We start from the raw sequence: 13,287 nt of genomic DNA on the forward strand, positions 1-13,287 counted from the left end.
CGGCCGACCCCGGGAGCTGAGCCGCTCACGAGGCCTCTACCCCCAGTGGAGAGGCCTCGTGGAGCCGAGCTCGGATGAGCGCCACGTCGCGCCCGACCGCTTCGCCGGAACGGCTCCGGCGGAGGCGGTTTCCACGAGGGTGAGCGGTTCTGGACAGCCGGATGCGCTCTGTCCGCCACAGCAGGCCCGTTGCGAAGTCCTGCCGGCTGGCCGGCTCGAACGAGTGGCTCTGCGGCCGGTTGCGCATGACCGCATGCCCTGGCCGGGGTGGCCTCGGCCGGGGTGATCGGTCAAGGATCTCGTTCAGCGCGGCCTCGGTTCCAAGCTCATCCCCCTTCCTCGCTACACCTGACGCAGGCTGTGGGCAGCTCATCGTGTCAGATATTCTTGACGCACTTGGGAACATACGGCCGGATGCATCAGTTGTCAAATATCAGCGACAGTGATGTTGTGGATGTTTGACGTGGATGCGGCTGGGGGACCGATTGGAGGCTCGGCGTGGCAGACGAGGGACGCGAGGCGTTCGCGAGCCGGCTGTACGAACTGATGGACGAGCAGGTCCAGGACGACGGGCGTCCGTGGTCGATCCCGGCGCTGGCACGTGCGCTGACCGAGCGTGGCCATCCCATCTCCCGGCAGCACCTGCACGGCGTGGCCAACCAGAAGCACGTACCGACCTGGGACCTGGTGCGCGCGCTCGCCGAGCTCTTCGGCACGACGACGGACTCGTTCACGGGCCGCCGGTCCGGCGCGGACGACGAACTGCCCGTTCTGCTGAACAGGGCGGGTGAGCTGGACGAGAACGGGCGCGCGGAAGTCGCGGACTTCATCCGGTTCCTGCACCAGAAGCGCCGGAGGACCGATCCGGGCGAGTGAGACCCCTGCGGCCGGTGGCACCGCGGCCGGCCGCGACAGCACAGTGGTCCGGGCAATCGAGGGAGGAACGTGTCGCTACGGCAGGTCTGGAGACAGAGCCGGGAGGAGGCCCGGCTGCGGCGGCAGTTGCGTTCGACGCTGCGCAGAGCGGGCATCGCGGAACCCACCGACATGCTCGAGGTGTGCGAGCGCCTCAGCGCGATCTGGCCGGTGCCGATCGTGGCAGCACCGTTCGATCTGCCCGCGCACGGACCGTTCGGGCTCACCATCCGGTACGCACCGGAGCCGCGGGACGAGGCGATCTACATCCTGTACCAGCGCGTGGCGACCCCGTTGCACCAGCAGCACGTCGTGGCGCACGAACTCGGGCACGTCCTCGGCGGTCACCCCTTGGAGCCGGTCAACGACCTGTCCGAGATCGACCCGGACGGCAGCACGGGAACGCTCCGCCGCACCTCGTACAACTCGCGCGTCGAGCGGGAGGCCGAGACGATCGCGACCGTCCTGCTCGGCCGCGCCGCCGCGCAGGACGGTGTAACCCTGCCCTCGAACGGTGCCCGTGACGACCGGTTGCGGCGTGTGCTTGGAGACAAGGTCGAATGGCTGTGACGCCGACCGAGATGCTCGAACTGGTGATGACCGGTTGGTTCGGTTATCGCCTCGCCCGCAGCCCCCGCGACCGCGGGTTGTGGGTCATCGTGGTCGCGCTGGTGCTGTTGCTGCTCGGTGAGGCGTTCATGATCACCGCGCTGCGGGCGTTGAGCGACGGCGCGATCACTCCTGGCGTGGGCAAGCTGATCCAGAACTGCGCGCTGGCGCTCGGGTTCTACGCGGTGATGCTGTTCTTCCTGCTGTCGGCCTCCGGGACGCGATACGCCTCCGGCCGCGCGGAGGAACGGCCACGAGTGCCGCTGCGTGGATGGTGGGACGGTGCCGCGGCCGTGGCCGTGTGCGTGGTGCTGTCCCTGTCGATGGCGACCACCCCGGCGCGGCTCCAGGCCGGTGCCTACCCGGCCAGCGGCCGGTTGCAGGAGGCCGCTCTCGACCGCCCCGAAGTCGTGGTCTTCTACGCGGTGGCTCTCGTCTACTTCACGTACTCCTGCAGCGCCGCCGCGGTCTGGGCGGTGCGCTACGGACGCGAGTCCAGCTCCCGCGTGCGGTTCGGGCTGCGGCTGGCAGCTGCGGGCATGGTGCTGTTCGGCCTCGCCTCCGCCGGGCGCGGACTGTACGTCGCCGCCGCCGGGCTCGGCCTGGCGGTCCCGGACACGCTGGCCACCAGCGCCACCTCGCTCATCGAGCTCGGTGCGGTGCTGTGGATCAGCGGGTTGCTCGCGGTCGGGATCGCCGCCCGGTGGGCCACGTTGCGGGTCTGGCTGCACCACCGTCGCCAGTACCGGGCTCTGCGGCCGCTGTGGGAGCGAATGCACCGGGCCTTCCCCGAGGACGCGCTCGACCACACCCGCCGGGAACCGGGACAGCTCTGGCGGGACCGGTTCTCCGCCGCACAGGTGCACCGCGCGTTCTGGCGCCGCGCGATCGAATGCCGCGACGGCCTCTCCAAGCTCAGCCCCTGGCTGCGGGACGTCGGCTGCGACCCCGAGGCCGGTCCGTCCGAGCAGGCCGACGCCGTGCGCCGCGCGCTCGAGTTGCGCGCGAGCGGGCACACCCCCTCATCGTCGGCGCCCCTGCTGGTGGCCGCACCGACCACGACCGCGGCCACCGTGGACACCGATGTGAGCCAGTTGGTCCGACTCGCCCAAGCCCTCGACGCCCACGACTGAAAGCGGATACTCATGCAACAGCTCATCACAGCCGACCAGGTGGTGCCCGGCCCGGCCGGACAGCGGATCGAGGACGGCGCGGTGCTCGTCGACGGGGACACGATCACCGCCGTCGGCCCCCGCGCCGAAGTCGAACCGCAAGCCGACGACGCGCGGCGCCACACCGCGGTGGGCGGCACCGTGCTGCCCGGGCTCATCAACGCCCATGTCCACCTGTCGTGGGACGCCGGATTCGGCATGCTCGACCGCTACCGGGAGGCCGACGACGCGGAGCTGCTGCTCGGCATCGCCGGTCGCGCGCAGCAGGCCCTGCGGGCCGGGGTGACGACTCTGCGGGACCTCGGTGACCGCGACGGGCTGGTGCTGCGGGTGCGCGACGCGATCAACCGCGGTGATCTCGCGGGCCCGCGCCTGCTCGGGTCCGGTCCGCCGCTGACCCCGCCGAAGGGGCACTGCTGGTTCTTCGGCGGCGAGGTCTCCGGGCCCGAGGAGATCCGCGAGCGCGTCCGGGGCAACGCCGCCCTCGGCGCCGACGTCATCAAGGTGATGGCCTCGGGCGGGGAGATGACCCCCGACTCGCCGCCCACCTGGCAGAGCCAGTTCTCCGCCGAGGACCTGGCCCTCGTGGTGCGGGAAGCCCACGCGGCCGGGCTCCCCGTGGCCGCGCACGCGCACGGCACCGAGGCGATCGCGGCCGCGGCAGCGGCCGGTGTGGACACCATCGAGCACTGCTCGTGGCAGGGTGCGGAGAACTCCGGCTCGGACCTGCGGGACGAGGTCGCCCGCGAGATCGCCGAGAAGGGGACCGTCGTGTGCCACGCCTACCCGCCGGACTGGAGGACCTTCCAGCGGCTCGTGGTCGGTGAGCAGCGTTCGCGGGCCGCCCTGGACCGGCTCCACTGGATGGACGAGCACGGTGTTCGGTTCGTGCCCGGCACCGACGGCGGGCTGCCCACGTCGGTGTTCGACAACTACGCCGGTGCGCTGAGCTACTACGCCGACGCGGTCGGCTGGTCCCCCGCACGCGTGATCGACATGGCCACCAGCGGGGCGGCCGGCGCGCTCGGTCTGGATCGGGTCGGCCGGCTCGCTCCCGACCACGCCGCGGACCTCCTCGTGGTCGACGGCGATCCGCTCGCCGACGTGACCGCGCTGCACCAGCAGCGGCTCGTGCTCGCCCGGGGGCGCGCGACCACTCCCGACGTCGCCGTCGGGTAGAGCCGGGCGGGGCCCGCCCGGACTCGCTCCGGTCGGGCCCGTTCCCGCACGTGCAGGCACCACGGGGCAGGCGGTTCGTTCGTGGAGTGGGCGAGGGCCGAGGTGGTTGGTGACGCGGCACGTCCTGCATGGTCGTCCTCCGGGGACCGCTTCTGCCCGGTTCCTCGGAACTCCTGCCTCGTTCGGCGGGAAAGGTTTCGAGAGGTGCAGCAAGTGCGGCAGGAGGGGCGGCGAGATGTCGAAGAACTGCTGCTTCCCCGGATTCGGTCGAGGTCGTCGCGCAAAGGAGTGGCGACGGGAAACGTCCAGGTGATTCTTGTTGACGACGTGAACTCGACGCCCGGCACCGAGCACCGTTCGGAACGCTGCCCAGGTGTCCACGGGGTTGAGCTCGCCGCCGTTGTCGGCGCGGGGCTCCCACGGTCCAAGGAGACACGGGGAGTGCGACCGTGGTCGAGATCGGCATCAGTGCAGGCAAGGCCCGTCGTCGTGCTGCTGTAGGGGACGCCGAAGGGCTGGTGCTCACTTCTCATGCACGTCGAGCAGCGACCGGAACGGCCTTCCGGAGGACGGATCACAGGTTCTGCCGGCGTCCCACCCCGTCAACTCGGCATGACATGCTGGTGGCCACCGAAAACGTCAAGAGTGAATAACTCGATTCACCGGGTGGTAGCAATGATCGTGCTCGATCATTCATTCTTTGGGGTGTGCGGGCGACAAAATCATTGACCCAAAACAGGTTCGCGCCTACCGTCGAGTATCGATATGCGAACCATCGGCGAGCCGAGATGCCGACAGCATTCCTCGTTGTGTTCCGAGTTTCGTCGAAGATTTCGCCTCGTTGGGGTGTGCGACGTGCCCACCCGGGTTGTCGAACCGGAAAAGCAAAGCACGGTCGCCTGTGGCCGTTCGTGTTGTGTCAAGATCGATTTGTCGGTGATTTCCTGTGGTCCGTCGAAGAACCTCGACGACCGAGTGGCGGGCGAACGTGATGCCGTCCGGTAATACCGCCCAGGGGAAACATGTCCATGGGCGCGGGGACCGATGCGGGAAAAGCCGCCGCTTCCGTCCGCGCGACGACCGGAGAACGGGAAGAAGCTGTACGAACGGGTCAGCGGGAGGAACAAGATCACCGACGAAACCTGGGCGGGCAGGAACGAGCAGCAGGGTGAGGAATCAGAACATTCCACACAAGGGTGATCGGGGAGATCGCGATGCGCGAAGTGGCCGGAAGGAAGCTGTCGTCCGTCCCTGTCGCACCGAAGCGTGATCCGGTGCTTGGTCATCTCGTGCCGCTGCTGCGTGATCCGCTGGCGTTCCTGTCTTGCCTGCCGCGGTACGGCTCCCTGGTACGCATTCACCTGGGGCCGGCCACGGCCGTGGTGGTATGCGACTCGGGACTGACCCGGCACGTATTACGCGACGACCGTACTTTCGACAAAGGCGGCCCCTTCTACGCACGAGCGCGAGAGATCGCCGGTGACGGGGTAGGCAGCTGTCCCCATGACGTTCATCGTCGGCAACGACGTTTGATCCAGCCCGCCTTCCACCACCGGCGTCTGTCCGACTACGCACAGGTCATGACTCGGGTCGTCGAGGAGGTGACCGGGACCTGGTACGACGAGGAGGTCCTCGACCTGCCCAGAGAGATGTTCACGGTGAGCTCCCGGATCCTGCTGGACACAATCGGGGCCGGTGCGTGCTCGTCAACGGTCCGCAGCCACATGCTGACCGACGTATCGACGCTTTTCGCGGGCATGTATCGGCGGATGCTCCTGCCGACTCAGCTCGACAAGCTGCCCACTCCGGGCAACCGTCGCTACTTCCGAGCTCGCGCACGTCTGCGCCGAACCCTGGGAGAGATCGTGGTCGACCGTCGGCTGCGTGATAGCGATCAGGGCGATCTGCTGTCCGCATTGCTGCGCGTCAGCAGCACCGAGAACGACGAGAACGAGTTCTCCGAGTCCGAGCTGGTCGATCAACTGGTGACGTTTTTCGTCGCCGGAACCGAGACCGTCGCTTCCACGCTCGCCTGGGCGATGTACCTCCTGGACCAGCACCCCGACGTCGATCGGAGGCTGCACACGGAGGCCGGCAATGTACTGGACGGTTCCGCAGCCCGCCACGAACATCTTCCCGAGCTGGAGCTGGCCTCCCGGGTGGTCAGCGAAACGCTGCGACTGTACCCGCCCGGCTGGTTGTTCACGCGAGTGAGCACCGCCGGCACACGACTCGGCACGTACGACATCCCCTGCGGTACACACCTCGTTTACAGTCCCTACCTCGTCCACCACGACCAAGATCTCTACGACGCCCCGGAGCGCTTCGATCCGGATCGCTGGGGCAGTCCCCACAAGCCAACCCCCGGATCGTTCATCCCCTTCGGGGACGGGGCCCGCAAATGCATCGGCACGGAGTTCGCCCTGACAGAGGTCACCCTGGCGCTGGCGACCATCGTGGCTCGATGGCGGTTACAGGGGCTGCCGGGTCAACATGTCCGGCCTGCTCTGGGGGTTTCACTGACCCCCCGCACACTGCGCATGCGTGCCATAGCTCGCCGGTAGTGAGCACCGTGAGACGACCTCGGGCTCTCATGGGCGGACAGCAGGCGAAACGAGAGCAGAGAGCAGCCAATGACAGATGTTCCCCCTTTCTGGTGTCCTGCCGATATCACCTCGGCGGTGAACCCGGCCGCCGAGCAGGCCGAGCGTGAGACCAAGAGATGGGGCGCGTTTTTCGGGATCAAGCCGTACTATGCCGATATCGTGCGCTCGGCGACGTTCATGGGGCGGTTCGCGCCGACAGCACCCCTAGCGCGGTTGAAGGCGATATCGTGCTGGAATTCGTGGGGTTTTGCCTTCGACGACTACCTGGACACGCGGCTACCTCACGCCTTCCCGGTCGTCGTGGCGACCACGCAACGCGCGTTGACCCGGCCACACCCACCTGTCCGTGATGACCCCTGGTCCGCAGCGTTGCAGGACGTTGGAAACCAACTGCGAGACTTGGGCAGCAGCACGCAGTTTCGTCGTTTCGTCGACTCACACCGGGCCTGGCTGTTCGCGGCGTGCTGGCGGCACAGCAACCACGTGAGCAAGCGCTTACCTTCCCTGGACGAGTACGTACACCTCCGAGAGCAGGACAGTGCCGGGGAGTCGGTCTATCACCTCGTCGCTCTGGCTGAGCGGATCCACCTCTCCGACGAGGAGATCGATGCGCCGCCTGTCCGGGCAATGCTGGAAAGCGCGGTCACGGTGCTCATCCTCGACAACGACCGGCATTCGTTCCAGAAAGAAGACAGGGAGCGCCCGTCGTCGCAACACTTGTTCTCCGTGCTGATGCGGGAGAGGGGGCTCGGTCTCACCGAAGCGTTGCGCCAGGGCGTCGCGCTGCGGGACCGCATCCTCCGCCTCTTCCTCGTACGTGAGCAGGAAGTCGAAACCAGTGCCACCAGTGCTGATCTCATCAGGTTCGCCCAGCTGGTCAAGAGTGGAATTCGAGCGCACCTCGACTGGGCGTCCGAAAGCGCGCGCTACAGCCAAGCGAAAACATCGTTTGCTGTCTGTGACACTCCGTCGGACGACACGCTGAAACCTCCCCCCGATGTTCCCTCGATCGCTTGGTGGTGGTACGTGTGATCGCGGTGAGCTCGGTGAGAGGCCGGTTGCCCAACGCGATCGGCCACGGTCAGCGACAGAAGGCGCGACCAACTGTCGGGAAGACAACCCGGGCGTGCGGAGTCGGGGCGGACCGCACGATTTTCGCGGAAACGCCGGCCGGGATTCCAGGCCGTGCGTGCAGCGCTACTGCGGTGGCCGCACGACAATGCCGAGGACCGGCGGTCGGCCAGCACGCCACGACCAAAAGAACCGAGTAGGTATCCGGATCACGTTGTCCCGTGCCGCAGGTGTCCAGATGAGCCGGGGGCACTGGGCGGTTCGGCGGTGGCCCCGGGCAGGGCGTTCAGCGTTGTTCGAGCGTGCGCGGGCTCGGGTATGCTGCGGGCGAACGAGGTCGTCGAAGAACCACGATCTGCGCCCAGCACGGGAGTCGGGACGGACATGACCTACCCGCCACAACCCTGGTGGCTGTGCGGCGAGCTGTCCGTGTCGTTGTGGCGACTGCCGAAGCGGCTGCTTCCCGCTGTCCCGGAGGGGTTGTCACCGGTGCTGCTGGGGGATGCGGGCGTCGTCGGCACCGCGTGGGTCCTCTACCGGTCCGGCAGCGTGTTGGAGTACAACGAGCTGCTCGCCGCCGTGCTCGTGCGGCGTGGGGCCCGGCTCCGCGCGTGCGTCACCCACATCTGGGTGGACAGCGAGGCCTCCCGGCGGGGTGGTCGCGCGCTGTGGGGCATTCCCAAGGAGAGTGCCACGTTCTGGGTCGAGTCCGCGGAGCCGTTGCGGATCGAGGCGCACGGGATCGCTTCGGCGTCCCTGGGCGACCGGGTGACGCTGCCGGGGAAGTGGCCGCTGGGTTATCGGCTCGCTCAGCCGATGGCCGGGGACATCGTGGAAAGCCGGGTGCGGGTGCGCGGTCGCGCTGCCGTGCGCACCGCGTCGTGGTACCCGGACCCGCACGGTCCACTGGGGTGGCTCCACGGCCGCAGGCCGTTCCTGAGTCTCGCGATGCACGACTTCGAGATGCGGTTCGGCGCGGAAGCGGACCCACCCGCACAGGGGTGATGCGCTCAACCGAACGAGTGCGATGGGCCCTCGCCGGCGGTGGGAACCGGCGCGGGACACCCGCCGCGGTGCGGGCGGTACCGGCCGCGGCGGTGCTCACGTCGTGAATCGTGACCGGCACGGGGTGTTGCTGCGAGGATGCGGGCATGGAGGGGAATCCCGGAAGTGACGATGCCCGCTACGCCGACCAGGCCCCCACCGGCGAGGTCGACCACTCGGCACCGAACATCGCGCGGATGTACGACTACCTGTTGGGCGGGGCGGCCAACTTCGAGGTCGACCGCAACGCGGCTGAGGAGTTCAACGCGTCCGTGCCGGGCAACGTCGAGTGGGCCTACAGCCATGCCCGGTCCAATCGGGCGTTTCTCGGTCGGGCGGTGCGTTACTGCGTGAACCGGGGCATCGACCAGTTCCTGGATCTGGGGTCGGGTGTGCCGACCAAGGGCAATGTGCACGAGATCGCCCAGCAGTACGACCCGCACGCGCGGGTGGCCTACGTGGATGTGGAGCCGATCGCGGTGCACCACGCGCGGCAGCTGCTCGACGGGCGCTCGCGGGTGACGGTGACCCGGGCCGATGCCCGGTATCCCGAACAGGTGCTTTCGGCGCCCGGCGTGACCGGATTGTTGGATTTCACGCGTCCGGTGGCGGTGCTGGCCGTGGCGCTCCTGGAGGTGCTGGGGGAGGTGGACCCGGTGGAGCTGGTCGCCGCTTACCGGAAGGCGTGCGCGCCCGGCAGCGTGCTCGTGCTGTCGCACATGACCCAGCTGTCGTTGACGGACGCGCAGGTGGACGCGTTCCGCGCGATGATGGCTTCCACACCCACCCCGCACGTGCGCTTCATCAGCCGTGAGCAGCTTGACCGGGTCGGGGCCGGGTATCAGTGGGTCGAGCCGGGAGTGGTGCCGCTGGACCACTGGCGTCCCGAGCGGTCCGTCAGCGACGAGCAGGCCCGGCGGGCCAACTCCTACGCCGCCGTCGGGGTGCTGGACTGATTCTTCCGGCTGTCGGGAGCGCGTCCGGTGCGGCGCGGCGACCGCGCGCGGTCACCGCGCCGGGAGCTCGGTGTTCTCGGCGGCTCCGCAGGTCTCGCGCACGTGCAGGGTGGGCCAGAGCTGCACGCGGTGCACCGGTCGGTCGGAGTTCTCCACGGTCCTGGTCAGCGCCAGTTCGGCCGCGAGTGCTCCGACGCGGTGCTTCGGCGGGCGTATCGCCGTCAGCGGTGGGTCCGCGGCCGCCGCGATCTCGTCGTCGTAGGCCAGCACGGCGAGTTCGCCGGGCACGTCGATGCCGAGGTCGCGCGCGCGTTCGACCACTCCGACCGCCTCGCGATCGGAGTGCACGAGCAGCCCGGTGGTGTTCTCCCGCCTGCAGCGGCGCAACACGTCGTCGTAGGCGTCGCCCCACCCGGCCGAGCCGTACGTGGGGACCTCGACCTCGAGGTCGTCGGTGTCGGGGATTCCCAACGAGTCGATCGCCTCCCTCCAGCCGCGACGCAGCATTCTGCTCGTGGGGCTGGACCGTGAGGTGAGGATCCCCAGTTTCCGGTGGCCGAGGGTGATCAGGTGGCGCATCGCCAACCCCGCTCCCACGTCGTGCGCTGAGGTGACCGCGTCCAGAGCCAGTGCGGGCAGCTCGGGTGGGGGCAGGCGTTCCAGCAGCACGACGGGCACCCGCAGCGAGCCGAGCCACCTGAGCAGCTCGACGCCTTCGTTCCCCGTGGTCGTCGGAGCTACCAGCATCACTTGGACACCGTGTTCCAACAGCTTGGCGACCTGCCGTCGGTCCTCGGTGGAGTCGTAGGAGGAAGCGCGCAGCACCAGCCTCCCGCTGGAGGAGGCCGTCGTCGCCTGCGCGCCTTTGATCACGGCGGGCCAGTAGTACTCGACCGAGGGGGTGACCATGCCGGCCAGGGTCCTGGTCCTGGTGGACCCGGTCACCGGGTTGCCGTCGATCCCCGGCTGATCATTGCTCTCGGGGCGCTGCGGCAGGGTGATTCCGCCGTGGACGCGCGCGACCAGTCCTCTGTCGGCCAGCTCCTTCACGTCGCGACGAACGGTCACGGCTGTGACCTCCAAGCGCTCGACGAGGTCGGATATCCGGACGGCGCCGTGCTGACGAACGGCGGAGAGAATGAGCTTCTGCCGTTCGGCGGAAAGGGTCATGGTCGTTTCCGATTCCAACCACCGGTGAGTGCGTCGAACGTCCGTCCGATCTGGCCACGTCGGCCGTTCGGCGTTACCCGTTCGTCCGATTCGGGCAGTGAGATCAACACGAACGCACAGCAGGTGGTTTCGTTTCTGATCGATTGTGAACGTTTGGTTGCGATTGTGTTGACTCGGAACTATGCCACGCGGTGAGGTGACTGTCATCACCCAGCCACGGAAGGAGCGGGAGGCTTCATGGACGAAGCGAGAGGTGGCGGGCACCGTTCCGGCGAGCGGCGAGCGACCGTCTCCCGTCGCACGCTGCTGCGCACGGCTGGCGCGGCGGGTGCGGGAGCGATGTTGGCCGGTTCCCTGTCCGGGTGCGCGTCGCGCGAAGCCTCCTCCGGTGCTACCAGGGTCACGATGTGGTCCTGGTTGACGGGCATGGACCGGTATGTGGAGGCCTTCAACGCGTCGCAGCGCGAGGTCTTCGTCGACCTGAACGTGCTCGCGGGTGGGCTGTCCGGGGGCTACGCCCAACAGACCAACGCCATCCGCGCGCACAACGCGCCGGACATCATGCACGTCGAGTACCAGGGGCTTCCGCAGGTTCTGACTACCGGCGGATTGCGCGAGATCACCGAGGACACGTCCGATCTCGCCCCCGAGTACTCCTCCGCGGCGTGGCGGTCGGTCCGGCCGGACGGTCGGACCTGGGCGGTCCCCTTCGACGTGGCCCCGATGGTCCTGTACTACCGCAAGGACCTGTTCGACGCCCACGGGCTCGCCGTGCCGAGCGACTGGGAGCAGTTCCGCACGACCGCCGAAGAGGTGCGCCGGATCGATCCGGCGGCTCGGCTCACCACGTTCCCGCTCAACGACGGTTCGTTCTTCGCCGGCATGGCCTGGCAGGCGCGCGACCCGTGGTGGCAGATCCTGGGGGACAGCTGGAAGGTCGACATCGGCGGTGCGGGCACCCTGCGCACCGCGCGCTACTGGCAGGAGCTGATCGACGCGGACCTGGTGCGCAGCGACGGAATCGGCACCCAGGACTGGATCGCGTCGATGCACGAGGGCAGGTTGTGGAGCCTGCTGGGGGCGGCGTGGAGTGCCGGAACGTTGAACAAGTCCATCCCGCGGGATTCGGGGCGATGGGCGGTGACGACGTTGCCGACCTGGGACGGAGTTCCCTCGACCGGCATGCAGGGCGGCAGCGCGTTCGCGGTCTCGGCCGAGAGTGACGTGCCCGAAGCGGCGTTGACCTTCCTGCGCTGGCTCAGCACCGATCCCGAGGTGCCCGGGATCGCCGCCTCGTTCACCACGTTGCTGCCCGCCTACGTTCCCAACCGTGCCGTGGCCCGGGAGAGCTACCGGAGCGGCTACTTCCTCGGCGAGCCCATCTACGACGTGCTGGACGAGGCCGTGCGTCGCGTGTCCGACTGGACCTGGGGTCCGACGGCGCTCGGGCTCTTCTCGACCCTGGAGAACCGGTTCAGCCCGGTCGTGACCGGGGGAAGCACGCTTGTGGAGGCGATCGAGCGGGTCCAGCACGATTCGGTGCGGTCCATGCGCGGTTCGGGGCTCTCGGTCATCGAGGGGGGGTCGACATGAGCCGGAGCACCTCCGGTGGTGCGCGTTCCGGCCGCAGAGCCGTCGTTCTCGGCAGGACCCCGGCGGGGCGGATGCCTCGTTTCGGCGGCGCGGCGGTGCTGTTGTGCGCGCCCTTCGCCCTGCTGCTCCTCGGCACGGTGCTGGCGCCGGTCGCGTACGCGCTGTACCTGAGTCTGTTCACCGAACGGTTGAGCGGGTTGGGGTTCTCGGGGCCCAGCCGCGCTTTCGTCGCTCTCGGCAACTACGCCGATGTCGTCACCGACCCCGATTTTCTGCACGGTGTCGGCAACGTCGCGCTGTACGCCGTGGTCCAGGTGCCGCTGATGCTCGGTGGTGCGCTGGTCGTGGCGCTGCTGATCGATTCCGCAGTCGCGCGGTTGAAGCAGGTCTGGTTGCTCGCGGTGTTCCTGCCCTACGCGGTTCCCGGGGTGATCGCCGGGCTGATCTGGGGGTATCTCTACAGCCCCGACATCGGCCCGATCAGTGCCGTCGCTCCGATCGACCCGCTGGGGGCGAACGGAATCCTGCCGTCGGTGGTCAACATCGCCACCTGGCAGTGGATGGGCTACAACATGATCATTTTTTACACCGCGTTGCGGACGGTCCCCCGTGAGCTGCTGGAAGCGGCCCGTGTGGACGGTGCGGGGCCGATGCGGACCGCCTTGTCGGTGAAGCTGCCCTCCATCAGGCCCACCCTGTTCGTGGGGCTGGTGTTCACGATCATCGGTGCGTTGCAGCTGTTCACCGAACCGCTCGTGCTGCAGAGCTTCACCGGGGCGGTGACCAGCACCTGGACCCCCAGCCTCTACGTCTACGACTCGGCATTCGTCGCCGGCGACTACGGACGGGCGGCGGCCGCCTCCGTGCTGCTCGGTCTGGTCTCGGCGGTGCTCTCGGCCGTGGTGATGCGGATTTCCGCCCGGAGGTCACGATGAGTGCGTCAACGACGGTCAACGCCACGTCCGCGGTCGG

At 68.5% G+C, this 13,287-nt stretch carries 12 protein-coding genes; 11 read left to right on the forward strand and 1 reads right to left on the reverse strand.

The window, feature by feature from the left end; all coding sequences use genetic code 11:
• Positions 1–498 precede the first annotated feature (498 nt).
• From FHR84_RS03620 to FHR84_RS03660, 9 genes are all read left to right on the forward strand, one after another.
• Positions 499–876, forward strand: coding sequence for a hypothetical protein (locus FHR84_RS03620; protein WP_179533968.1), 378 nt, complete (start codon positions 499–501; stop codon positions 874–876).
• A 69-nt stretch (positions 877–945) separates the two neighbouring features.
• Positions 946–1,485 carry a hypothetical protein gene (locus FHR84_RS03625; RefSeq protein WP_179533969.1) on the forward strand — a complete coding sequence of 180 codons (540 nt, stop codon included), beginning with the start codon at positions 946–948 and terminating at the stop codon, positions 1,483–1,485.
• Complete coding sequence (locus FHR84_RS03630; RefSeq protein WP_179533970.1) at positions 1,476–2,657, forward strand: MAB_1171c family putative transporter; 1,182 nt, start codon at positions 1,476–1,478, stop codon at positions 2,655–2,657. The genes FHR84_RS03625 and FHR84_RS03630 overlap by 10 nt, the downstream gene beginning before the upstream one ends.
• A gap of 12 nt (positions 2,658–2,669) precedes the next feature.
• Complete coding sequence (locus FHR84_RS03635) at positions 2,670–3,875, forward strand: metal-dependent hydrolase family protein (protein ID WP_179533971.1); 1,206 nt, start codon at positions 2,670–2,672, stop codon at positions 3,873–3,875.
• A gap of 1,044 nt (positions 3,876–4,919) precedes the next feature.
• Positions 4,920–5,075 carry a hypothetical protein gene (locus tag FHR84_RS03640; protein WP_179533972.1) on the forward strand — a complete coding sequence of 52 codons (156 nt, stop codon included), beginning with the start codon at positions 4,920–4,922 and terminating at the stop codon, positions 5,073–5,075.
• Between the two features lie 14 nt (positions 5,076–5,089).
• Complete coding sequence (locus FHR84_RS03645; protein WP_179533973.1) at positions 5,090–6,439, forward strand: cytochrome P450; 1,350 nt, start codon at positions 5,090–5,092, stop codon at positions 6,437–6,439.
• Positions 6,440–6,508: 69 nt separating this feature from the next.
• Positions 6,509–7,513, forward strand: coding sequence for a terpene synthase family protein (locus FHR84_RS03650; protein WP_179533974.1), 1,005 nt, complete (start codon positions 6,509–6,511; stop codon positions 7,511–7,513).
• Positions 7,514–7,936: 423 nt separating this feature from the next.
• A complete protein-coding gene (locus FHR84_RS03655; protein ID WP_179533975.1) occupies positions 7,937–8,557 on the forward strand; it encodes an acetoacetate decarboxylase family protein in 621 nt (206 codons plus the stop codon).
• A gap of 146 nt (positions 8,558–8,703) precedes the next feature.
• The gene (locus FHR84_RS03660) at positions 8,704–9,552 is read left to right on the forward strand and encodes an SAM-dependent methyltransferase (protein ID WP_179533976.1); all 849 of its coding nucleotides are present in this window, start codon (positions 8,704–8,706) and stop codon (positions 9,550–9,552) included.
• 51 nt (positions 9,553–9,603) lie between these two features.
• Here the strand turns inward: FHR84_RS03660 and FHR84_RS03665 are convergent, their stop codons facing one another.
• On the reverse strand, positions 9,604–10,722 hold the full coding sequence (locus FHR84_RS03665; RefSeq protein WP_179533977.1) for a substrate-binding domain-containing protein: 1,119 nt from the start codon (positions 10,720–10,722) through the stop codon (positions 9,604–9,606).
• 237 nt (positions 10,723–10,959) lie between these two features.
• On the opposite strand from FHR84_RS03665, the gene FHR84_RS03670 reads away from it, so the two are divergent.
• Both FHR84_RS03670 and FHR84_RS03675 read left to right on the forward strand, forming a co-directional pair.
• A complete protein-coding gene (locus tag FHR84_RS03670; RefSeq protein ID WP_179533978.1) occupies positions 10,960–12,315 on the forward strand; it encodes an ABC transporter substrate-binding protein in 1,356 nt (451 codons plus the stop codon).
• The gene (locus tag FHR84_RS03675; protein ID WP_179533979.1) at positions 12,312–13,250 is read left to right on the forward strand and encodes a carbohydrate ABC transporter permease; all 939 of its coding nucleotides are present in this window, start codon (positions 12,312–12,314) and stop codon (positions 13,248–13,250) included. Before FHR84_RS03670 ends, FHR84_RS03675 begins: the two co-directional genes overlap by 4 nt.
• Positions 13,251–13,287 lie beyond the last annotated feature (37 nt).

It is taken from the genome of Actinopolyspora biskrensis, from assembly GCF_013408175.1.
Lineage (GTDB): Bacteria > Actinomycetota > Actinomycetes > Mycobacteriales > Pseudonocardiaceae > Actinopolyspora > Actinopolyspora biskrensis.